Here is a 21,756-nt window from a genome sequence, read left to right as displayed (position 1 = left end):
GGACTAAAGCGAAATGCGGCGATAGAGATGAACAGTAACGTACGCGTCGCAGATATGTTGGTGCGGTTAATGGCAGGTGAACCGCTCGGCCTTTCCGTCGATGATGGCGTCTTTGTACGCACCTTTCAACGGGATCTGGCGACGATACGCCCGGCACTGGCGGCGCGGTCGGCCGGGAAACTGGTCGAAACCAAAGCGCATCATTGGCGCCTTGTGCTGCAAGGAGAAAGGGAAAACCTTCCTTTGATCAGTGGCATTTCCTCAATTTTGCTGGGTTCGCGGTCTTTGACTACCGCGGAAATGACCGAGGCCTTGACGTTTGTTCAGGCGCGGCTGAGCCCTGATGAATCTCATACTGTCAACACTTGGCTCACGCAGGAAAAAGAGGACTATCGGCCGATTGCGCAGGCTCAACCGTTGATTGCCAAGCTGGATGAAGCAATCGCGAGTCGCCAGCGGTTGACGTTCACCTACCAAAGTCCGGGTCAATCTGATTAAACGGTGTTCGCCGGTCGGCTTGTGACCATGTATTTTGAACGTTTCTACTTTTATGTGGCCATGTTTGTACGGGAGCAGAATCGTGATCAGTTGTTTCGACTGGATCGAATCCATTAGATTTTGACCGAAGAGAATGGGGAAAGTTGGTTCATGCGCGGCAATTTTCACTGCAGGAACACGACGACGCGGGCTGCAATTCAGCATCCTGAGGCTGGTGTCAGCACGGCCAGCCACCGCTCAGGCAGGACTATGATACGCTGAGTCAGGCTCAGAAGGCGGCTACTGAGACCCAGGAGGCGCAGGTCACCGCTGCCAAACTCGTTCGGGATGAGAGCTATAATGCCGCGCTCGCTCAAGTCGGCCGGCCTCAGTACCACCGCAGCTGCCAAGCGATCCGCTGGCCAGGCCAGCCTGCCAAAGACCGGTGAGGCGCCTCGACCACTGGGTTACTTGTAATGCTCGGTGCGACCATCATCGCGTTGCTTGGCACGATCACGATGCGCAAGCGGCGTCGGGCGTAGCTGATTCTCGGCTGCTTCGCGTTTTCGCAGAATAAAAAAGGGACCTGGTTCAGCAAAGGCAGATTTGCTGGACCGGGTCCTATTTGATTGGGCTAAGCCTTGCCGCGTAACGGCGGGAAGATCACATGAAATGACTCGAGCACGACCATTGCTGTGGCCGGATCAAACACTAACCCTGAAGCATGGTAGTCTTTTGCAAAGAAAGTCTCGTGAACCCGGCGCCAGTAGCGCAAAGTCCGATCGCCTTCGCCCTCACGATAGGCGTGGGCGTCGTCCACCGCCGAAAATGAGCGAATCTCGACGCGATCCGTGTAAGTCAACGCCACCGGCTCACCATGACCATTAAGTACGATGTCAAAGCTGCCCTGTTGGGGCAGCGGGTCGCCCGCCTTGGCGTAGAGTTCAAAGCCGCTGCTGGTGGCCGTTTTTTTGCCCGCCAGCACCAATGCGGCCAGTTCGTCTTGTTCCTGCGGGGTACTGCCCATTGCGTAGGCGCTGTTTAGCTGCGTGTCGGCCGGAATGGCGCCGGCTTCAAGGGCTTGCTGAAAAAAGTGGGCAATTTTATCCATCATCGACTCCTAAAAAAAGCGCCTGCCAAGGCTGGCAAGCGCGAATCAGTTTTGCGTTAGAACGTTTCCTTGTCGGCTTTCGACAGCGTTTCGGTTGGCATGGTCAAACCCATGTGATCGGCCAGGGTGCGCTTGGCATCGTCCCGGGTCTTGATCTTGTCCATGTTCCAGACGATGTTTCCAATTTCACCGCCAGCAAAATCGAACTCTTCACTGTAGATGTAGCCTTCCTCAGACTTGCCTTCGCGGGCTTTCGTCAGAGCAGCAGCCAGGGAACGCGAGTAGTCGATGTTCGTCAACTTTGGGAGTTCCTTCGGGGTGACAAACCCCTGATCGTTCATCGCTTTTTCGGCGGTTGCAACATCCTCGTCTGGGATGTCGACAACGATCTTGGTTGCCTTTTTAACTGTGTTTTCTGCCATAATATTTCTCTCCATTTCGTTTCAGTCGCTGATCGAAGTTGGGCTGAGATTCTTATAACACTTTGATTATACCACGCTTTCATGACTGGCTTCCATAATCCTCAGGGCAGGGACCGCGAAAGTCTGATATACTATTGCGGTTAGAAAGGAAGACGACGATGGCACATTACCTTTGGCAAGAGGCCGCACAACCAAGCGCAGAAGAGACCAAGCAGGTGGCGGAGACACTATCAGTGCCGCCATTTTTGGCGCGGCTGCTGATTCAGCGCGGGATCACCGATCAGGCAGCCTACGATGCGTTCTGCACGCCGGACCTGAGTCGGTTGAACGATCCGTTTGCGTTGCATGACATGCAAAAGGCGGTCGACCGCATCAAGCAGGCCATCACCCAGCAGGAAAAAATTACGATTTACGGTGATTATGACGTCGACGGGTTGACTGCCACGTCAATTATGAAGGACACGCTGGTGAATTCGCTTGGTGCCGACAACGTTGAGACGTTCATCCCGGATCGATTCACGGACGGCTACGGCCCCAACGCCGAGGTCTACGACTATTTGCGGAAAAACGGGACCCAGCTGGTGATCACCGTCGACAATGGGGTGGGTGGCGCAAGCGTCATCGATCAGGCCATGGCGGCGGGGATGGACGTGGTCGTCACCGATCACCACGAGCTACCGCAGGTCCTGCCAAAAGCTGTCGCGGTGGTCCATCCGCGGCATCCTGACGGCCATTATCCATTCAACGATTTGTCCGGCGCCGGGGTTGCCTTCAAGGTGGCCAGCGCGTTGTTGGGCGAGCCGGCGACGGATTGCTTGGATCTGGCCGCCTTGGGGACGGTTGCCGACATTGTCAGCATGACCGGAGAAAATCGACTGATCGTCCAGATGGGCCTGCAGATGATCCATCAGCAGCAGCGCCCAGGGATCAACGCGCTGATCAAGGTCGCGGATCTTGACCCGGAGAAGGTGGATGAAACCTCGATTGGATTCGGAATCGGTCCGCGGCTGAACGCACTGGGCCGACTGGGTGATGCAAATCCTGGGGTCACCCTGCTGACGACGTTTGACGACGACGAGGCCGATAAACTGGCCGCTAACGTCAATGAACTGAATCAGAAGCGGCAAGCCCTGGTGGCCAAAATCTCGCAAGAGGCGCTGACCATTGCGCAAAGTCCTGAGAACCAGGCGAAGAAGACCCTGATTGTCGCCCATGCCGGCTGGCATGAAGGGGTGCTGGGCATTGTGGCCTCACACCTGGTCGAAGCAACCGGCAAGCCGACCCTGGTCCTCAACATTGCGAAGGACGGGCAAACCGCGAAAGGGTCAGGGCGGTCAGTCCCGGCATACAACCTGTTCAAGGCACTGGATGCCGCGCGCGACCAGATGACCCATTTTGGCGGGCACGCGATGGCGGCCGGCCTGACCGTTCCAGTGGCCAACATTCCGGCGCTGCACGCGGCGATGGAGCAGGCCGCAGCAGTGGCCCTCAAGGATGCGCCGAAGCCGACCCTGGCCATCAGCGGCCGGCTGGAAGCCAGCGACATCAGCCTGGACAACTATCACCTGATGCGTAAGCTCGCGCCGTTTGGCCCAGGCAATGAGGAGCCGACGTTCGTTTACGTGCCTAAGCAGGTGACGGACGTCCAGCAAATGGGCAAAACCAAAGCGCACCTGCGTTTTTCGGCTGACGGGCAAAAGGTCGTCGCGTTCAACCGCGGCGGGGATGCCCCGTCACTGACGGCGGCCAGCCAAGTCAAGCTGGCACTGCGCATGGATGAGAACACCTGGCAGAACCGGACCAGCCTGCAGCTGCGCCTCGTGGACTGGGAGCTGAAACAACCCAGCGTGATCGACATGCGGCTGCCAGTGGCCAGTGCCGAGCAGTTTCGCGGCGCGTATAATTACGTGTTCTTTGACCCCAAGCGCAAGCAGGCCATGACTGCGACCTTTATGTTTGGGGGCCCGGTGATGATGGCGCAGGCCGTGACGACGCCGCTCGCCAATGCGGTGTTGGTTGATCTGCCGCCTGATGAGGCCACCTTAAACACGTTGATGACGCACGTTCAGCTGCCGGTGCGAGTCGTCTTTACGGCTCAGGCTGCAGAGCTGGTCGCCGTGCCGAATCGGCAAGAGTGTGGCAGTGTGCTGCATTTTCTGGCGGCCAACCCCGGGTTTGACAAGCATCACCTGCCAGCGGCGGCCAAACAGGTGCATTTGACGATTCGTCAAGTGATTTTAGCCGTACAGGTGTTTTTTGAGTTGGGATTTGTTAAAATAGACGGGTCCCAAATTACCGTCACTGCGCATCCAGCTAAGAGAGCCTTGCAGGAAAGTGTCGCCTACCAGCGGCAGACGGCGTTTTTGAAGCTGGCACACTGGTTGCAAACCGCGAGTCGCCCCGCACTTGAGGCATGGCTGACGGCAAAGAAATGAGGAATTGGATCAATGACGATCAATTATAAAGATTACATCGCAAGTGTCCCGGACTTCCCTGAGCCTGGGATCATCTATCGCGACATTTCGCCTCTAATGGCAGACGGCAAGGCATACGCCGCAGCAACGGACGAACTGGTCGCTTACGCCAAAGATAAGCAGGTTGAAATGGTCGTTGGCCCCGAGGCCCGCGGCTTCATCGTCGGGTGCCCGGTGGCCTACAAGCTCGGGGTCGGTTTCGCACCGGCTCGGAAAAAGGGCAAACTGCCGCGACCGACTGTGAGCGCCTCTTACAACTTGGAGTACGGCAGTGAAACGCTGTACCTGCATAAGGATGCCGTCAAACCTGGCCAGCGCGTGCTGGTAGTCGATGACCTTCTGGCCACTGGGGGTACCATCTCGGCGACAATTTCACTGGTTGAAAAACTGGGTGGCATTGTCGTGGGAACGGCTTTCATCGTCGAGCTGGAGGACCTGCACGGCCGCGATAAGCTGAAGGGTTACGATATGATGACCCTGACGACTTATAAAGGGGCTTAACAAGCGGGAGGGTGCGAGCAGTCGCGCTCTTTTTTTGCAGCCGGTTTGCTTTTATTGCTCGGTCGGAATCGTTACAATGAAACCGGAGGCACGCCATGAGTAAGAAGAAAAAAGAGGACAAGACGCTGGTCGAGAAAATGCTCGACAAGCAAAATGTCGCCTATAAACAATACGAATTTCCCACGCATGAGGCCGGGGACGTGGCGCAGTTGAGTGTGGACCATCTGGCAGTGCCGGAGCATCTGATCTACAAGACCCTGGCGCTGACCGGCAATAAAACTGGCCCGCTGATTGCGGTCGTGCCGCTGGATATGCACGTCGACTACAAGAAACTGGCCAAGGCTTCAGGCAACAAGAAGGTCGGCATGGTGCCACTGAAAGACCTGGTCAAAACGACAGGCTACGAGCACGGCGCCAACACCCCGATCGGCATCCACGCGCGGCACCGCTACCCGATCTTCATTGGGGAAGAAGCCCTGAAGCAGCCGGAGATCATTGTCAGTTCAGGAAAAATCGGCCGCTCTGTGGGCATCGCCCCTAAGGCCCTAGCCAAAGTGGTCTCAGCGACGTTTGCCGCGATCACCAGCCCCGAGGAACAGGAGGAATAACATGTTTTCAGCCAATCACAGTCGCTTCGCCACTTATGGTGTTATTGCCAAGCTGCCAGGTGAGATCATTGATTCAATTTGGATGATCATCGATCAGGACCTCACCGGCGTGGTCCCACTAGGTAATATACTGCGGTTTGATCTGCTCAACACGAAAGGGAAGCTGACCGTGGCCTTTTCGGAAAAGGGCGGCGACACGCAACTGGCCATTGACCTGCCGTTTGATTATGATGCGAGTTTTCTCGACACGGTCATGGCGTACGACGACGGTGAGAATCAAACGATCCTCCTGCCCGAGGAAGGGCATCAGCAGTAGTCGGCGAAGACCGAAAAAGCGTCCAGAAGCCTCTGGACGCTTTTTGTCACTCGCGGGTGCCGCTGGGCCACACCTGCGAGTTAGAATGCTGGCACGTTGATCTGCTCAAATGCAGTATTGATTTGCTCACGGGCGGATTGCTGCTGCTGCAGTGCCGTCGCAAACTGATGGTGATCCACGTGATCCGGCTGTATCGCTTCCAGCATGTCGATCACGGCTTCACGAATGCCTTTCAGCCCGTTGACCAACAGCTGGTTGAAGCGTTCATACCCTGAAGGGGCAGGCACCGCGGCGCACTGATCCACGAAACGATCGAACCGAATAATGTTTTTAGTGAAGTACAAGTGAATGCGCTCGAAGTTCTCGCTGGCGAGGCAGTTGCCTTTTTCGATGTTACTGCAGGTGTGCGCGTATTCCTTGAATACGGTTTCAAAAACCAATAAACGTTCGAGTTCTTGATTGACGCACTGAACATAATCCTGTGTTTGCATAGTGATGCCCCCTTAGCTTGTTAATTAACCTACAATCCGATGGTATCACTCAAAAAACTAATAATCAACATAATTGTGTACCTATAATTAAAAAATCAACGTTATTAATTGAATTAGTCAACTATCTGTTTCGAAAATTGGTAAACTAACAGCAGCACGCCGGCGATGGGGCTTTGAAACAGCCAGTCAGCGTGATCCTAGGAGGTAGCTTGATGGAAGAGAAACAATTGCGTGCCTTGATCGCAGATGCGGCTGATTCGGTGGTCGCGAATGAGTTCACCGAAACTCAGATTCAGTCTCGGGCGGCAGAGTGGCAAAAGGCGGTACCGAACGCGACCTTAGCTGAAGCGACGACCTATGTGCTGGCGGAAAACCGGGCGTTCACGGAAGCACTGTTGGCGCAGGTGCTGGCCAAGATGACCAAGTCCGCACAGGATTGATGCGCCCATCACGTTGAATCGTGTTTGGGCAAAAAAAACGCCACAACCCCAGAAAAGGCGTTGCGACGGACTTTTGATTAAGGAGAGTACAGGATTTGAACCTGCGCGCCGGTGTGAACCGGTTCGCCGGATTTCGAGTCCGGTGCATTACCACTCTGCCAACTCTCCATGTGGTAAACTATTTGCAGAACGTTATTTAGTATAGCAAATGTTTAGTTTTTTGCAAATAGCCTGAGCAAGTTTTGTGATTAAAGTTGAAGCTCGTATACTGAATGTATTCTTACTAAGGATTGGTCAAGATGAAACCTTCTGTCATTAAACTGATTGGCTTGTACAGCTTGCTGTATGCCGTTTTTACCGTCGTGGTGCTGCTGTGGGCGAGTTTGACCGCCCTGCGCTCCGGCTTTAGCTTTCCGGCAGTGGGGCGCCTGATGATGCTGTGGGAGCCGCGGTGGTGGCTGAGTGTGATCGGGATCGCCTTGCATGTGCTGGCCTACCTGAAGGCTCTGAGGCGGCCCCGGCTTCTGCTCGGCAACCTTCTTTGCATCTGGGCGTTTGTCGCCTACGCGCTGGTGCCAAATTACAGCTTGTACCTGGCAATCATGCAGCTGGCTGGCGTGTTTATCATCATGACCTATCACCGGCCAGAACCGGCTGCAGTCGAGGAGTGAACAGTATGAGTTTATTTAAGAAAAAACAGCCCGACACGCCGCAGCTGCCGCAGTCATACGACTTTGCTAAAATGGTCAAGAACGCTCGGGAACAAGATCCGAGCCGCTTCGCCAAGCTTCAGGCCACGTTTGGACACCTGAAAAAAACGCCACATCATCATCAGGAGGGAGAACGATGAAAAAAGTTTTCGGCGGGATCGCCGCAGTCCTTGTCGTGATTATCGGCTTTTGGGGCTACAATTACTGGCGCACGACCTATCAAACCACGACCGCATACGCCAAAGTGACCACGGTCACCAAGAAAAAAGCGGTCGAAAACGGTAAGGACTACAAGGTCAACGGTCAGCAGTATTATTATTACGACTACGACCTGACCTGGGTCACGGCCAGTGGGGACACTCGCGATTTGGGCTACGAGACCAAGCAGGCCCCTGATGGGCCAATGCCGTATGCCCAGGGCCAATACCTGACCGCCAAGATCTCGCAAAAGCGCGTCGTGGCAGGGCCAAGTTTGATCGATGCCGCCAAGCTGCCTGCCAGCGTGAAGGCCAAACTGAATTAGTCAAAATGCCGATCCGGCCATCGGCATTTTTCTTTGACTTCGACGTCTTCTGGCCGGGACACTTTTCCTTGTCGCGGTAGTAGTTTAAGATATACGAGTAATGAAAGATAAACTAATTAATTGGCTCACGCAGAGCACTACGGTTATGGCTGCCCGGGGGCTGCTGGGCGCGGTGCTGAAAGTTGGCGACTGTGCGGGGCTGGTGGTTGAAACCGAGGCTTACTTAGGCGTATCTGACCGTGCCGCGCACGCGTTTGGCGGGCGGCGCACGAAAACCAACGAGGCGTTGTACGGGCCGGCCGGGACGGTTTACGTCTACCAGATGCGGCAGTACTGCCTACTCAATGTGGTCACGCAACCAGCGACGATTCCGCAGTGTGTGTTGATTCGGGCGGTTGAACCCATTGCCGGTGTGGCCGCAATGGCGATGCGGCGAGGGCGCAGCGGACCGGCAATGACGTCCGGCCCTGGCAAGCTGTGTCAAGCGTTTGGCATCACCCTGGCGGACAACAATCGGGCCGTGAATCAGGGGCGGGTCCAGCTCATCTGGCCGGGGCGCACGCCGGCCTTGATCAGGGCGACGCCGCGGATTGGGGTTCCGAACAAGGGAACAGCGACAACGGCCGCGTTGCGCTTTTTCGTTGCTGGCAACGCGAATGTCTCAGATATGAAGAAAAGGGCAATTGACCCTAACGGAGGATGGCAATGAAGCAGACCGAGAACATGCTGGACTATATCGGCGATAAGATCGACGCGATGGATTTCGATGGGGACCTGGACCTGAACTGGGACAAGGAAGCACGCGTTTTTGAAGTGGAGCTGACCATGACGGTCGAAGCGGCAAAGGGTTATGAGGTCGAGGACCAGGACGGCCAAACCATCGACGACGGTGAGATCGACTATTCCGATGCCATTTTGTTTTACGATGCAACGCGCCTAAATGGTGACGACTACAAGGACAACTATCTGGCCGTGTTTGGGTTCCAAGGTAAGCAAGGCATCGCGAAGGCCACCGTCGATGCTGTGTTTGCTTACCTGCAGGACCTGCTTGATGATGGCCAATCCGACCTCATGGACTTTGTTGACGGCACTTCGGACGCGGACACTTTTGAGCTTCACTTTGATGACGCGAAGTATCAAACCGCCTATGCGAAGCAGCCGGAAGCGGCGCGGCACCAATTACTGCCGTACCCCCAGTATTAGGAGGTCTGCATGGATCAGTGGGTTGAATTCGCGATCGAAACCAGCAGTGAGGCAGTGGATGCCGTTGCCAATTTTTTAATGGCCGAAGGGGCTGACGGCGTTCAAATTGAGGACGCGGCAGACTTTCAAGGCGGCCAAACGACCAATGCGCGCGGGGGGTGGTTTGATCCCGTCAGCATCCCTCATCGGCAAAGCGGCGCGAAGGTCAGTGGTTATTTTGATGGGCGCCGCCACCCGGCGGAGTTGGTCGCCACGCTCCAGGCGCGGGTGGCTCAGCTGCCTAGTTTTGGGCTGGCGGAGGGCCCGGGCACGGTCACGGCGCACGCGCTGGCACAAGAAAGCTGGGCGAACGAGTGGAAAAAGTACTACCACCCGCTGCGCATCACCCGCTTTTTGACCATCGTGCCCGCCTGGCTGGATTATCAACCGCAGCAGTCTGGGGAACTGGTGATGCGGCTAGACCCGGACATGGCCTTTGGGACTGGCAGTCACCCGACGACCGCACTGATGCTGCGGCTGCTTGAAAGTCAGATTCGCGGCGGCGAAACCATGATCGATGTGGGTACTGGCTCCGGCATCCTGGCTTTGGGCGCGCGCATGCTGGGTGCCAAGCACGTGTTAGCGACAGATGTTGACGAGGCGGCAGTTGCCAATGCCAAGGCGAACTTGGCCCTTAACGACATTGATGGCATTGAGGTCGTGGCCAATGATTTACTCAAGGGAATCGAGACGCGCGTTGACATGGTCGCCGCTAACATTCTGGCCGACGTGCTGACGCCTTTGATCCCGCAAGTGCCGTCTGTCCTCAAGCCTCATGGCCGGTTGCTGTTATCTGGGGTTTATCACGACAAGGTGGCGGCGATTGACCAGACGCTTAACGAGAACGGCCTGCGCGTGTTGGCGCAGGCCCGGCTGGGCGACTGGGTCGCGCTTGTGGCCGGCCTGGCAGCGGAGGCGGACGAATGAACCGGTTTTTCACCGCGCGCGCGTTGCACGCAGACACTGTGATCGACCTTGAGCCAGCCATTCAAAAGCACGCGATCCAGGTCCTACGGCTGAGTGAGGGCGACCAGCTTGAGTTGGTCGGGCCCGAAGCCCTGCCGCACCTGGCCACGATTCTTACCGCTGCACCGCTGCGAGTGCAAGTGGGCGCAGCGCTGACTCGGCGCACTGAGCTGCCGGTCGCTGTGCACCTGATCTGCGGCATTCCCAAGGGCGAAAAAGCTGAGCTGATTGTTCAAAAAGCGACGGAGCTGGGGGCCGCAGCAATTAGTTTTTTCAATAGTCAATGGGCCACGGCCAAGTGGGCGCCAAACCGCGTGGTGAAAAAGCTTGAACGCTTTCAAGCCATCGCGCAGGGTGCCGCCGAGCAGTCACACCGGAGTGTTGTCCCAAGCATTGATGTGGTAACATTGAACGAAATGACAAAGCTTCACGCCGATGCGAGACTGATCGCGTACGAGGAAAGTGCCAAAGCGGGGGAAACCGCCGCACTGGTTGCGGCGATGGCCCGGCGGCCGCAGTCGCTGATCGCCGTGTTTGGCCCGGAAGGCGGCCTGAGTCCGGTGGAGGTCAGCACGTTGCAAAGCGCTGGCTACGTTCCGGTCGGCCTGGGTCCGCGGATCCTGCGAACCGAAACTGCGCCATTATATCTGCTCAGCGCGGTATCTGTGCTCAGCGAATTGCAGGGAGATTAGAATGAGTAAAGTCAAAGCCTGGTTGAAGACGCCTTCAGCCATGATTATTTTGCTAAGTGTGATCGCGACAATGGTCCTGCCATGGGGCTTCACTTTGCTGCACGTTCATGTGGCCGTGCGCGTCCTGATCCTGTGGATCATCATTAACATGGGGCTGTGCCTCTGGTTTGGCCGCCTTATGAGCAAGCACCACCTGCAGTGGTGGCTGACGTTGGTCCTGCCGGCGCTGTTTGCGCTGATGGTGTTTATTCGCTTTGCCAACTATGGCTACTGGTTTGTGCCGGTATACTGGCTGTTGACCATGCTGGCTTGGACGCGCGACTAGTTTTTTTCTGCAAAGTCGGTATAATCAATCATAAGAAACTCTGCAAAAGCACGTTTCAGACGTGCTTTTTTGGTCACTACGGGCGGCTGCTGACACGCTCCGGCTGCGCGCGAGAAAGGGGACTATCATGGCAGAAGAACCAGAACTGACGCAAGAGCAAGTGATGGCGCTGTGCGCGAAGTACATGAATGACGAGCACCTGGCCTTTGTGAAGAAGGCTTACGATTTTGCCGCGTATGTGCATAAGGACCAAAAGCGAAAGTCGGGTGAGCCGTACATCATTCACCCCATTCAGGTGGCAGGCATTCTCGCCAACCTGAAGATGGATCCGATTACGGTCGCGTCCGGCTACCTGCACGATGTTGTGGAGGATACCAACATCACCCTCGGCGACATTCAGGAGATGTTTGGCAAGGAAACGGCTGTCATTGTCGACGGGCTGACCAAGCTAAGCAAGGTCACCTACGTCGCCCACAAGGACGAACTGGCGGAAAATCACCGCAAAATGCTACTGGCGATGGCCAAGGACATGCGGGTCATTCTCGTCAAGCTCGCCGACCGCCTGCACAACATGCGGACCCTGATGCACCTGCGGCCGGACAAGCAGCGCCGCATCGCCAACGAAACGCTGGAAATTTACGCGCCGCTGGCCGACCGGCTGGGCATTAGCACTATCAAGTGGGAGCTTGAGGACCTGTCTTTGCGCTACCTCAACCCGCAGCAGTACTACCGGATCGCCCAACTGATGAAGTCCAAACGCACCGAGCGCGAGGAGTACATTGCCAAGGCCATTGTCGACATCAAAAAGGCCCTGGCCGACCTCAACATCCATTACGAGATCTACGGCCGGCCGAAGCACATCTACTCCATTTACAAAAAGATGCGTGACAAGCACAAGCAGTTCGACGAGTTGTACGATTTGCTGGCCGTGCGCGTGATCACGCAAAACATCAAGGATTGCTACGCGGTGCTCGGCGTCATTCACACGCAGTGGAAGCCGATGCCAGGACGGTTCAAGGACTACATCGCAATGCCCAAGGCCAACGGTTACCAAAGTCTGCACACGACTGTGATCGGGCCGATGGGCAAGCCGCTGGAGGTCCAGATCCGCACCGAGGAAATGCACCACGTCGCAGAATTCGGGGTCGCCGCCCACTGGGCGTACAAGGAAGGGCAGACTAGCGAGGTCCAGTACGACAAGGCCGGCAAGCAGATCGACATGTTCCGCGAGATCCTGGAGATCCAGGACGAGACCAACGATGCGCACGACTTCATGGACAGCGTCAAAGGCGACATTTTCACCGACCGCGTTTACGTGTTCACGCCGCAAGGGGATGTTTACGAACTACCCAAGGGTTCCGTACCGCTTGATTTTGCCTACATGGTCCACACCGAAGTCGGCAATCACAGTGTCGGCGCCAAGGTCAACGGCAAAATCGTGCCGCTGAATTATCAGCTCAAAAACGGGGATATTGTCGAGATGCTGACCAACAGCAGCTCGAAGCCGAGCCGCGACTGGGTCAACATCGCCTTCACTTCGCGGGCCCGCAACAAGATCCGGCGCTACTTCAAGCAGGCCGACAAAGGCTAAAACTCCGAAAAAGGCCGCGAGGAACTTGAGCGGACCCTGACCGAAATGGGTTATGCCCCGAAGGACTTCATGGGCCAAAAGCGGGACATGGGCGACTTGCTCAAGCGGCTGAACTTTGCGACCGAAGCGGAGCTACTCTCTGCGATCGGTTATGGTGAATACTCCGCCAAGGTCATCGCCAATCGCTTAACTGAGCGGGTCCGCCGCGAGAAGGCCGACGCCGACAAGAAGGCCAAGGAAGACGCGATCCTGGCGAATAACCAGAAGGTCACGACCATGTCCAAGGAGAAAAAGCCGGTTTCCCGCACCGAGGAAGGCGTCGTCATCGAAGGCGTCGACAACCTGCTGGTGCACCTGGCTAAGTGCTGCAGTCCGGTCCCAGGCGATCCAATCATCGGGTACGTCACCAAGGGCCGCGGGGTCACCATTCACCGCGCCGACTGCCCTAACGTTGACAGCTCGCCGGCCATGGCCGGGCGCCTGATCGATGTCCGCTGGCAGAACCTGAACGACCAAAGTCAATTGTTTGACACAGAGCTGGAGATTTACGGCTATAACCGCAACGGCCTGCTGAACGAGGTCCTGCAAACGCTGAATTCGCAGACGAAGAACCTGACCAACGTCAACGGCCGGGTCGATCATGACAAAATGGCGGACATTCACGTGACCGTCGGCATTCCGAACCTGGGTGCCCTGGAGCACATGATGGATTCCATCAAGAACATTCCAGATATTTACGAAGTCAAGCGCGCTCAAGGCTGAGCGCGGTGGCAGGCGGCAAACGCCTGCTTTTTTTCAGGAGGAAATCAATGAGAGCAGTGGTCCAGCGCGTGAGCCGCGCGAGTGTCAGCATTGAGGGTCAGGTGACCGGGGAGGTTGGCCAAGGCTTTTTGATCTTACTCGGCGTCGGGCCCAACGACTCGGCAGCGGATGTCGACTATCTGGTTAATAAGATCAGTAAGTTGCGCGTATTCAGCGACGATCAGGGTAAAATGAACCGCGCGCTGGCTGCGGTGGGCGGTTCGGTGTTAGTCGTTTCGCAGTTCACGCTGTATGCCGACACGCGCAAGGGCAACCGGCCCAGCTTTACCGGGGCGGCCGCGCCGGAACTTGGGGAGCGCCTCTATGAGGCCTTTCTGACCAAGTTTGCGCAGACCGGCGCCCGGGTCGCCCACGGCGAGTTTGGCGCAGATATGCAGGTGAGCCTGACCAATGACGGTCCGGTCACCATTATTTTTGATACGGAGGAACAACATGCTGGTTAATGCGATTTGGGATCTTGATGGAACACTGTTTGACACGTACCCGGAAATGCTTGCGGCGCTGGTCAAGACGTTGCACTACTACGGCCAAGTGACCGTTGATGAGGGGGCGCTGCTTAAAACGGTTAAACGGGGCTCCATCACCGCTACCCTGACGCAATTGGCGCCGCAGCTTGACACGACGCCCGAGCGGATACTCAGTCATTTTCATACGCTGGAGCGGCAGCAGGTGATGATCGCGCAACCTTACCCTGAGGTGCCCGGCGTGCTTCACGCCATTCACGACGCCGGCGGGTTGAACTTGCTGATGACGCACCGAGACCATTCCGCCTGGGCGCTGCTGCGTCAGGCGGGGTTGAAGGACCTGTTTTTGGATGGGGTGACCTCGGATCTGGGTCTGCCACGTAAACCCGCGCCAGATGCAGTGCTGCATCTCGTGGCCGCACACCAGTTGAATCCCGAACGGACGGCGATGATCGGTGATCGCAAGCTCGACGTGATCGCCGGGCAAAATGCCGGGGTCAAAGGGGTGTACTTCAACGTCGACGGGCTCAATGATGCGCCAATGGCCGATGTTCAAGTCGATCACTTGACCGAGTTGCTGCCGCTGTTCAACGCTCACGAAGGCTGACTCTGCCAAGCAAACTAAATGAGCGTGTGGCTTAACTCAAAGCCGCACGCTCATTTAGTTTTACTCTAATCGTTTATTTATTGATGATTACCGGCCTTGAAGTAGGCGGTCAATCCTTTGACGACATCGCCTGCGACTTGTTGCTGGTAAGCGCCAGACGCGATGTGGGCGAAGTCTTTGTCGTTGTTGATGTAGCCCATTTCCAGCAGGACCGCCGGCTGGGTGTTGTTGCGAATGACCTCGAAGTTGCCGAACTGGACGCCGCGATTGGTCATTTTCAGATTTGAATCAAACGCGCTGTTCAGCGACTTGGCCAGTTGCATGTCTTTCTTGGCGTTGTAGTAGTAGGTGGTGAATCCGGAGGCCTCGTTGGCATTGGCGCTGGAATCAAAGTGGACGGAGATGAAGGCATCGGCGTGCGCTTTTTCCCCGACGACCGGCCGGGGGGCAAGGTCGACGAACTTATCGCTGGAGCGGGTATAGATCACGTTGGCGCCTTGCGCCTTCAGCGCAGCGCCAATGGCTTCGGCGGTTTGCAGCGTGTACGTTTTTTCAAACCGCCCGCTGGTCGATTCGGCGCCTGAGTCACTGCCGCCGTGCCCAGGATCAAGGACGATGGTGGCCTCGGCGAGGTTGGTCGCCGCCTTGGCGGACTTGGTACCCGGTGTCGTTACCGTCCAAGAGGCCAGGTAGCCGGTTTTGCCGCTGGCCGTTTGCACTTTGTACCACTCGCTGGATTGGTCCAGGACCGTCAGCGTCGTGTTCTTGGGCAGTTGCGTCATGACCGGCGCGTTGAGGCCGGCGGCGGAGCGCAGATTCACGGCGAGGTTGGTCGTCACCTTGATGGCGCTGACCGTCTGGGCGGGCTGCTTACTTTGCGGCTGCGTCTGCTCAGGCGAGGCAAGGGTGACGGTTTTGCCGGTCAAGTCAACGGTGCTGGTGCTGACCCAGGCCGCGGTGTTCTTGTACGCGATTTGGGTCCAGCTGCCCTCCTGGTAAATCACGTCCAGGGTGTCGCCGGCCGCGGCCGTGCCCAGCACCTTGGCACTGGTGGAAGCGTATTGGCGAATATTGGCGCCAGTTTTGACCGTCGCGGTTCGCGCGCTGGTGGTCGTGGCTTCGTCTTGGTCGACGAGCCACGAGGCGACCCAGCCGATCTTATTGCCAGCCAGGCGCACCTGATCCCAGGAATTTTCCTGTTTGATGATCGTCAGCTTGGTGCCGCGCTGCACTTGGCCCATGAGGCCATATGACAGGCCCGGGCCGAGTCGCACGTTCAGCACGCTGGCCCGCACCGTGAGCGAGTTACTTTCGGCCAGGACGGTGGTGGTCGCGACCGACACGCCGGTCAGGAGCACAAACGCAATGATCAGCGGCCATCGTTTTAGCTGTTTGATTTTCACATCTTCATCCCCTACGCAAATTGCTGCTAGGGTGATTATACCAAATCTAATCGGTTAAAACCCGACCCTGGTGTTTTTCCGCCTGAACCGTTGACAATTTACTGAAAACAACGTACGCTAAACTCAAATACAAGCGCCGATGAGGAAGCAGGATAGGTCAATTTCACGCAGCGACCCGGAGATGGTGAAAGCCGGGACCGACCGAAAAGACACTTCTGAGGCTGACGAGCTCCGGTTGCCACCGTTATGGCTGAGTAAAACACAAGGTGGTACCGTGTCCGCACCCTTCGTCTATGACGAGGGGTGTTTTTTGTTGGCTAAGCGTTTAAGGAGGAAAATATGAGTTATCAACGACCAAAAGGAACGGCAGATATTCTGCCGGGCCAAAGTGAGCTGTGGCAGCGTGTCGAAACGATCGCCAAAACCGTGATGGAAAATTACCGTTACCGCGAGATCCGCACGCCGCTGTTTGAAAGCTACGACGTGTTCGCCCGTTCCAGTGGTGAAACCTCTGATGTCGTGTCCAAGGAAATGTACACTTTTGAAGACAAGGGCGGCCGGCAAATGGCGCTGCGGCCAGAAGGCACTGCCGGCGTTGTCCGCGCCTATGTGGAAAACAAGCTGTATGGGCCTGATCACCAAAAGCCGTACAAGGTCTACTACATGGGCCCAATGTACCGTTACGAGCGGCCGCAAAGTGGGCGGCAGCGCGAGTTCCATCAAATCGGGGTGGAGGCGTTTGGCGTTGATAGTCCGGCCCTTGACGCCGAGGTGATCGCTTTGGCGAAGGACCTGCTAGAAGCGCTGGGGGCCAAGCAGCTCAAGTTCGCCATCAACACGCTGGGCGATCCCGAGTCGCGCGCGGCCTATCATCAGGCACTGGTCGCCTTCCTGACTCCGTTCAAGGATCAGCTGTCAGAGGATTCCAAGATTCGGCTGGAAAAGAACCCGCTGCGCATCCTCGACAGCAAGGACAAGGGCGATCAGGCCATCGTGGCAGACGCGCCGAAGATCCTGGATTACCTGACGCCGGCGGCCACCGCTCACTTCGAGGCCGTGCAAGGCTTTTTGAAAGACTTGGGGATCGATTTTGAAATCGACGCCGATATGGTGCGCGGGCTGGATTACTATAACCACACCATTTTTGAGGTTATGAGCAACGACGCGGTATTCGGTGGCGGCTACACGACCGTGCTCGCCGGCGGCCGCTACAACGGCCTGGTCGAGGAACTGGGCGGCCCGGAGACTCCAGGCGTCGGCTTTGCCATGGGCGTTGAGCGCGCGATGCTACTCCTGTCAGGCCAGAAAGTTCAGGAAAGCCTGCCGGTTTACATCGTTGCCATCGATTCGGCTGCGCAAGGGCCGGCCCTGCGGCTGGCGCACGCGCTGCGGCTGCAAGGCGTTGAGGTCGACATGGACTTCCAAGGCCGCAAACCCAAGGCGCAGTTCAAGTCGGCAAACAAGGACAACGCGCAGCTGGTCATGACGTTAGGGGAAAGTGAGCTTCAGGCCGGCACGATTCAGGTCAAAAATATGCAAAGCGGTGTGCAAAAAGAATTTAAGCAGGCCGAGGTCGAAGCAGACCTCAGCAAGCTCGCCGCACAATTGGAGGCAGATCATGAGTAAACGCACAATGTATGCCGGGGACGTCACCAAGGCGAACCTGGGCGAAACCGTCACCCTTAAGGGCTGGGTGCAAAAACGCCGCAGCCTGGGCAACCTGATTTTTATCGATTTGCGCGACCGCGCAGGCATCGTTCAGTTGGTGTTCTCACAAGAATTCAGTGAAGACGCACTGGCCGTGGCCAATGAGGCCCGTTCCGAGTACGTGCTTGAAGTCACTGGCAAAGTGGCCGCGCGCAAACCGGAAGCCATTAACAAGGACATGAAAACCGGCGAGATCGAAGTTGAGATTGCCAAGGCGATTGTTCTGAACAAGGCTAAGACCCCACCGTTTGACATTGCCGATGGGGTCAACGCGACCGAGGAAACCAAGCTGAAGTATCGCTACCTCGACCTGCGCCGGCCGGAGATGCAAGAAGCCATCATCACCCGCAGCAAGGTGATGTCAGCCGTGCACCACTACTTCGATGAAAACGGGTTTCTCGACATTGAGACCCCGACACTGACGGCTTCCACGCCTGAAGGGGCCCGCGACTACTTGGTGCCATCCCGGGTTTACCCAGGCAGCTTTTACGCGCTGCCGCAGTCCCCGCAGCTGTTCAAGCAGCTGCTGATGGGGGCGGGCTTTGACCGCTACTACCAGATTGCCCGCTGCTACCGCGACGAGGACCTGCGCGGCGACCGCCAGCCCGAGTTTACCCAGATCGACATGGAAACCAGCTTCTTGAACCAGCAGGAGATCCAGGACCTGACCGAGGGCCTGATCGCCCGAGTGATGAAGGAAGTGAAGGGCGTGGACGTTAAGCGCCCGTTTCCGCGGATCCAGTGGCAGGACGCCATGGACCTTTACGGTTCCGACCGGCCGGACCTGCGCTTCGACATGAAGATTCAGGACGTTTCTGACCTGGTCAAGGACTCCGACTTCAAAGTTTTCAGCGGCGCCGTGGCCAATGGTGGTCAAGTCCGGGCAATCGTTTTGCCAGGGGGCGCAGCCAAGTACTCGCGCAAGAAAATCGACGAGCAGCAGGACTACATTAAGCGCTTTGGGGCGAAGGGTCTGGCCTGGCTTAAGGTCACCGATGACGGCATTTCCGGCCCGATCAGCAAGTTCTTCGGGGACGGCCAAGCGTTGACCCAGCCGCTGGGCGCCAAAGCCGGCGACCTCGTTCTGTTTGTTGCCGATGAAGCCAGTGTGGTGGCAGCCAGTCTCGGTTACCTGCGCACGCACTTCGGCCATGACCTGGGTCTGGTCGACGAATCCCAGTACAATTTCTGCTGGGTCGTCAACTGGCCGCTGTTTGAATTCGATGAAGGCATTCAGCGCTGGGTCCCAGCGCACCACCCGTTCACCATGCCGAACGAGGAAGACGTGCACCTGCTGGACACCGATCCGCACAGCGCCCACGCGCAGTCTTACGACATCATTATGAACGGGGACGAACTGGGCGGCGGCTCGATTCGTATCCACAGCCGCGAGATCCAAGAGAAAATGCTCAAGGCGCTGGGCTTTACGCCGGAACGCGCCCAGAAGTCGTTCGGCTTCCTGCTTGACGCGCTGACTTACGGCTTCCCGCCGCATGGTGGGCTGGCCATTGGGCTCGACCGTTTCGTGATGCTGTTGCTGAACCGCGACAACATCCGCGACGTGATCGCCTTCCCGAAGAACTCGAAGGCCTCCGAACCGATGACGAACGCCCCGACCCCGGTTGCCGATGTGCAGCTTGAGGATCTCGGCATTCAGGTGCGCGCAAACGTTGATCCGAACGCGGCGCACCAAGGCGACGAGAATTTAACTGAATAATGAGCACTGAGTCGTCGCCTGATCGCGGCGACTTTTTTTGCAGACGAAAAAGTTAGAACATCTGCAACTAGATTGCTGGCAATCTATCGGCAAAACTCGTATACTGAGCGCGAGGTGATAAGCATGGAAAAAGACTTAAATGAACTGCGCAAGAAGCTGACGCCGGAGCAGTTCGACGTGACGCAGAAGGCGGGGACAGAGCGGCCGTTCAGCAGTGCGTACGACGACTTTTACGAGCCCGGGATATACGTCGACGTGGTGTCGGGCGAGCCGCTGTTTTCCTCACAGGACAAGTACGACGCCGGGTGCGGCTGGCCGTCCTTCACCAAGCCACTCGCCAAGCTGACGGAAAAGCGGGACAGTCGCTTTTTCATGGAACGCGTGGAAGTGCGCAGCAAGGATGCCGATTCGCACTTAGGCCATGTCTTCAATGACGGCCCGCAGGACAAGGGTGGGCTGCGCTACTGCATCAACGGGGCGGCACTGCGCTTTGTGCCACTAGCCGACCTTGATGCCCAGGGTTACGGGCAGTACAAGCAAATGTTTGAGGAGGGAAAGTAAATGGCAGAAGAAACGGCAATTTTTGCCGGTGGGTGTTTCTGGTGCATGGTCCAGCCGTTTGATACTCAGCCTGGGATCAACGCGGTGATTTCCGGTTACACTGGCGGCCATGTCGCCAATCCCACTTACGAGCAGGTCGCCAGTCACACGACGGGCCACACGGAGGCCGTGGAGATCAAGTTTGATCCGGCCGTGATTTCCTACGCCCAGCTGGTTGAAATCTACTGGCAGCAAACCGATCCGACTGACGCGATGGGCCAGTTCCAGGACCGCGGCGATTCCTATCGCCCGGTGATCTTCTACAACTCACCAGAGCAAAAGGCGATTGCCGAAGCGTCAAAGGCCAAGCTGGCGGCCAGCGGCAAGTTTAAGGACCCCATTGTGACCAGCATCGAGCCGGCCAAGCCGTTTTACCCGGCCGAGGACTACCATCAGGACTTCTACAAGAAGAATCCGCTGCGCTTTGAGATGGAAGAGCGCGGCGGCCGTGAGCAGTTTAAATCCAAGCACTGGCAGCACTAAAATGACCGACTCTAGGCAATTTCTGGAGTCGGTTAATTTTTTCTGAAAGCCGTTAGGGCGCGAAGCAGTGCGGTTTGCTGTGGTATACTGGCAATACCAAGCTTTCAGAAAGGGATCGTTATGCAGGAAATTGACCGATTGATCCGCCGTCATCAAAATTGGAGCCGGCTGACCGCCGCGTTTTTCTATAGTATTTGCGTGGCGCTGGCGTTAAACATGTTCTGGGAACCAGGGGGCGTGTTTGCCAGTGGCGTCACCGGGGCCGCCCAGCTGCTGGCCACCGTCGTCCGCAAGTGGTTCAATGTCTCCTTTGGCACCCCGTTTGGCCCGATGGCGACCACTGACCTGTTTTCCACTGGGACGCTGCTGTTCCTGCTGAACGTGCCGCTGTTTGTGGTGGCGTGGAAGCAGATCGGCCACCGCTTCACTTTCTTTACGTTTCTGGCAGTTATTTTCTCGACCATCATGATCCGGCTGCTGGGCGTTGTGAAGCCCTTGACCTCTGATCCAATCGTGTGCGCGATTTTCGGGGCCGTGATCAACGGCCTCGGCACGGGCTTCGCGCTGCGCAATAACATCTCCACCGGGGGCCTCGACATTGTCGGGATCGTCTGGCGGAAAAAGACTGGGGCCACAATTGGCTCGGTCAACATCGCCATCAACATCGTGATCATCTTCTTGGCGGGGTTTGTCAACGACTGGCCGCATGCGTTGTATTCCGCCTTGGCAATTTTCATTAACGGTCGCGTGATGGACGCGATGTACACGAGGCAGCAGCGCCTGCAGGTTATGATCGTCACCGACCAGCAAAAGGCGGTGGTCAACGAGATCCAAAACACCCTGCGGCGGGGAATCACTATCGTGCACGATGCGGAAGGCGCGTTTCATCACGAGGAGAAAACGATCCTGTTCACGATCATCACGCGGGCGGAGATTTACGACCTCGAGGACGCGATGCGGCGAAGCGACCCGTATGCTTTTGTCTCGATCACCCAATCGGTGAAAATCATGGGGCACTTTTACGAACCGAAAACTGACTAAACTGGGGCCGCGGTGACGCGGCC

The 21,756-nt window shown here is 56.9% G+C and carries 26 protein-coding genes, 1 tRNA gene and 1 pseudogene; 23 read left to right on the top strand and 5 right to left on the bottom strand.

Annotated elements, in window-relative coordinates; genetic code table 11:
- Window positions 1-27: 27 nt before the first annotated feature.
- Window positions 28-498 (top strand): hypothetical protein, encoded by a 471-nt coding sequence (locus tag FC75_RS07410; RefSeq protein WP_054661436.1) that lies wholly within the window; start codon window positions 28-30, stop codon window positions 496-498.
- Window positions 499-953: 455 nt separating this feature from the next.
- Complete coding sequence (locus FC75_RS13230) at window positions 954-1,019, top strand: hypothetical protein (protein ID WP_156314267.1); 66 nt, start codon at window positions 954-956, stop codon at window positions 1,017-1,019.
- A gap of 92 nt (window positions 1,020-1,111) precedes the next feature.
- On the opposite strand, the gene FC75_RS07400 is transcribed toward FC75_RS13230, so the two are convergent.
- Window positions 1,112-1,588, bottom strand: a complete 477-nt coding sequence (locus FC75_RS07400; protein ID WP_056989526.1) for an ASCH domain-containing protein — start codon at window positions 1,586-1,588, stop codon at window positions 1,112-1,114.
- Between the two features lie 56 nt (window positions 1,589-1,644).
- Window positions 1,645-2,010: a hypothetical protein gene (locus tag FC75_RS07395; protein WP_054661439.1), complete on the bottom strand. Its 366-nt coding sequence runs from the start codon at window positions 2,008-2,010 to the stop codon at window positions 1,645-1,647.
- Between the two features lie 158 nt (window positions 2,011-2,168).
- Here FC75_RS07395 and recJ point away from each other — a divergent pair, with 158 nt between their 5' ends.
- The 4 genes from recJ to FC75_RS07375 all read left to right on the top strand — a co-directional run bounded on the left by recJ (window position 2,169) and on the right by FC75_RS07375 (window position 5,909).
- The gene (gene recJ, locus FC75_RS07390; protein ID WP_056989525.1) at window positions 2,169-4,445 is read left to right on the top strand and encodes a single-stranded-DNA-specific exonuclease RecJ; all 2,277 of its coding nucleotides are present in this window, start codon (window positions 2,169-2,171) and stop codon (window positions 4,443-4,445) included.
- Between the two features lie 12 nt (window positions 4,446-4,457).
- Window positions 4,458-4,985, top strand: a complete 528-nt coding sequence (locus tag FC75_RS07385; RefSeq protein ID WP_054661442.1) for an adenine phosphoribosyltransferase — start codon at window positions 4,458-4,460, stop codon at window positions 4,983-4,985.
- Window positions 4,986-5,080: 95 nt separating this feature from the next.
- Window positions 5,081-5,593 carry a Cys-tRNA(Pro) deacylase gene (gene ybaK / locus FC75_RS07380; protein ID WP_056989524.1) on the top strand — a complete coding sequence of 171 codons (513 nt, stop codon included), beginning with the start codon at window positions 5,081-5,083 and terminating at the stop codon, window positions 5,591-5,593.
- A 1-nt stretch (window position 5,594) separates the two neighbouring features.
- A complete protein-coding gene (locus FC75_RS07375; RefSeq protein ID WP_054661448.1) occupies window positions 5,595-5,909 on the top strand; it encodes a DUF960 domain-containing protein in 315 nt (104 codons plus the stop codon).
- An 80-nt stretch (window positions 5,910-5,989) separates the two neighbouring features.
- On the opposite strand, the gene FC75_RS07370 is transcribed toward FC75_RS07375, so the two are convergent.
- Window positions 5,990-6,400 (bottom strand): hypothetical protein, encoded by a 411-nt coding sequence (locus FC75_RS07370; RefSeq protein ID WP_054661451.1) that lies wholly within the window; start codon window positions 6,398-6,400, stop codon window positions 5,990-5,992.
- Window positions 6,401-6,612: 212 nt separating this feature from the next.
- On the opposite strand from FC75_RS07370, the gene FC75_RS07365 reads away from it, so the two are divergent.
- A complete protein-coding gene (locus FC75_RS07365) occupies window positions 6,613-6,840 on the top strand; it encodes a hypothetical protein (protein WP_054661454.1) in 228 nt (75 codons plus the stop codon).
- Between the two features lie 80 nt (window positions 6,841-6,920).
- Here the strand turns inward: FC75_RS07365 and FC75_RS07360 are convergent.
- Window positions 6,921-7,008 (bottom strand) — tRNA-Ser (locus FC75_RS07360).
- A 131-nt stretch (window positions 7,009-7,139) separates the two neighbouring features.
- Here FC75_RS07360 and FC75_RS07355 point away from each other — a divergent pair.
- The 11 genes and pseudogenes from FC75_RS07355 to FC75_RS07310 all read left to right on the top strand — a co-directional run bounded on the left by FC75_RS07355 (window position 7,140) and on the right by FC75_RS07310 (window position 14,782).
- Window positions 7,140-7,511 (top strand): hypothetical protein, encoded by a 372-nt coding sequence (locus tag FC75_RS07355; RefSeq protein ID WP_054661457.1) that lies wholly within the window; start codon window positions 7,140-7,142, stop codon window positions 7,509-7,511.
- A gap of 5 nt (window positions 7,512-7,516) precedes the next feature.
- Complete coding sequence (locus FC75_RS12665; RefSeq protein ID WP_156403592.1) at window positions 7,517-7,690, top strand: hypothetical protein; 174 nt, start codon at window positions 7,517-7,519, stop codon at window positions 7,688-7,690.
- Window positions 7,687-8,073: a DUF1093 domain-containing protein gene (locus FC75_RS07350; RefSeq protein ID WP_056989523.1), complete on the top strand. Its 387-nt coding sequence runs from the start codon at window positions 7,687-7,689 to the stop codon at window positions 8,071-8,073. Before FC75_RS12665 ends, FC75_RS07350 begins: the two co-directional genes overlap by 4 nt.
- A gap of 100 nt (window positions 8,074-8,173) precedes the next feature.
- Window positions 8,174-8,782, top strand: a complete 609-nt coding sequence (locus FC75_RS07345) for a DNA-3-methyladenine glycosylase (protein ID WP_056989522.1) — start codon at window positions 8,174-8,176, stop codon at window positions 8,780-8,782.
- The gene (locus tag FC75_RS07340; RefSeq protein WP_156314263.1) at window positions 8,773-9,276 is read left to right on the top strand and encodes a DUF3013 family protein; all 504 of its coding nucleotides are present in this window, start codon (window positions 8,773-8,775) and stop codon (window positions 9,274-9,276) included. Before FC75_RS07345 ends, FC75_RS07340 begins: the two co-directional genes overlap by 10 nt.
- Before the next feature lie 9 nt (window positions 9,277-9,285).
- Window positions 9,286-10,242, top strand: coding sequence for a 50S ribosomal protein L11 methyltransferase (prmA, locus tag FC75_RS07335; protein WP_056989521.1), 957 nt, complete (start codon window positions 9,286-9,288; stop codon window positions 10,240-10,242).
- Window positions 10,239-10,973, top strand: a complete 735-nt coding sequence (locus FC75_RS07330; RefSeq protein ID WP_054661463.1) for an RsmE family RNA methyltransferase — start codon at window positions 10,239-10,241, stop codon at window positions 10,971-10,973. Before prmA ends, FC75_RS07330 begins: the two co-directional genes overlap by 4 nt.
- Before the next feature lies 1 nt (window position 10,974).
- Window positions 10,975-11,298, top strand: coding sequence for a hypothetical protein (locus tag FC75_RS07325; RefSeq protein WP_225350608.1), 324 nt, complete (start codon window positions 10,975-10,977; stop codon window positions 11,296-11,298).
- Between the two features lie 127 nt (window positions 11,299-11,425).
- Window positions 11,426-13,651, top strand: a pseudogene (locus FC75_RS07320) (RelA/SpoT family protein).
- A 47-nt stretch (window positions 13,652-13,698) separates the two neighbouring features.
- Window positions 13,699-14,154, top strand: a complete 456-nt coding sequence (gene dtd / locus FC75_RS07315; protein WP_056989520.1) for a D-aminoacyl-tRNA deacylase — start codon at window positions 13,699-13,701, stop codon at window positions 14,152-14,154.
- Window positions 14,144-14,782 carry an HAD family hydrolase gene (locus FC75_RS07310; RefSeq protein ID WP_054661466.1) on the top strand — a complete coding sequence of 213 codons (639 nt, stop codon included), beginning with the start codon at window positions 14,144-14,146 and terminating at the stop codon, window positions 14,780-14,782. Before dtd ends, FC75_RS07310 begins: the two co-directional genes overlap by 11 nt.
- 77 nt (window positions 14,783-14,859) lie before the next feature.
- Here the strand turns inward: FC75_RS07310 and FC75_RS07305 are convergent, their stop codons facing one another.
- Window positions 14,860-16,185, bottom strand: a complete 1,326-nt coding sequence (locus FC75_RS07305; RefSeq protein ID WP_056989519.1) for an N-acetylmuramoyl-L-alanine amidase family protein — start codon at window positions 16,183-16,185, stop codon at window positions 14,860-14,862.
- Window positions 16,186-16,524: 339 nt separating this feature from the next.
- Here FC75_RS07305 and hisS point away from each other — a divergent pair, with 339 nt between their 5' ends.
- From hisS to FC75_RS07280, 5 genes are all read left to right on the top strand, one after another.
- Window positions 16,525-17,811: a histidine--tRNA ligase gene (hisS, locus tag FC75_RS07300; RefSeq protein WP_056989518.1), complete on the top strand. Its 1,287-nt coding sequence runs from the start codon at window positions 16,525-16,527 to the stop codon at window positions 17,809-17,811.
- Window positions 17,804-19,609 (top strand): aspartate--tRNA ligase, encoded by a 1,806-nt coding sequence (gene aspS / locus FC75_RS07295; protein WP_056989517.1) that lies wholly within the window; start codon window positions 17,804-17,806, stop codon window positions 19,607-19,609. The genes hisS and aspS overlap by 8 nt, the downstream gene beginning before the upstream one ends.
- 123 nt (window positions 19,610-19,732) lie before the next feature.
- On the top strand, window positions 19,733-20,170 hold the full coding sequence (gene msrB / locus FC75_RS07290; RefSeq protein ID WP_056989516.1) for a peptide-methionine (R)-S-oxide reductase MsrB: 438 nt from the start codon (window positions 19,733-19,735) through the stop codon (window positions 20,168-20,170).
- Window positions 20,171-20,692 (top strand): peptide-methionine (S)-S-oxide reductase MsrA, encoded by a 522-nt coding sequence (msrA, locus tag FC75_RS07285; protein ID WP_054661469.1) that lies wholly within the window; start codon window positions 20,171-20,173, stop codon window positions 20,690-20,692.
- A 120-nt stretch (window positions 20,693-20,812) separates the two neighbouring features.
- Window positions 20,813-21,733: a YitT family protein gene (locus FC75_RS07280; protein WP_054661472.1), complete on the top strand. Its 921-nt coding sequence runs from the start codon at window positions 20,813-20,815 to the stop codon at window positions 21,731-21,733.
- The last annotated feature ends 23 nt before the right edge of the window (window positions 21,734-21,756 follow it).

The sequence above is a fragment of the Lacticaseibacillus camelliae DSM 22697 = JCM 13995 genome (genome assembly GCF_001436615.1).
Classification (GTDB): domain Bacteria; phylum Bacillota; class Bacilli; order Lactobacillales; family Lactobacillaceae; genus Lacticaseibacillus; species Lacticaseibacillus camelliae.
This window is presented reverse-complemented; position numbering and strand designations above follow the sequence as displayed.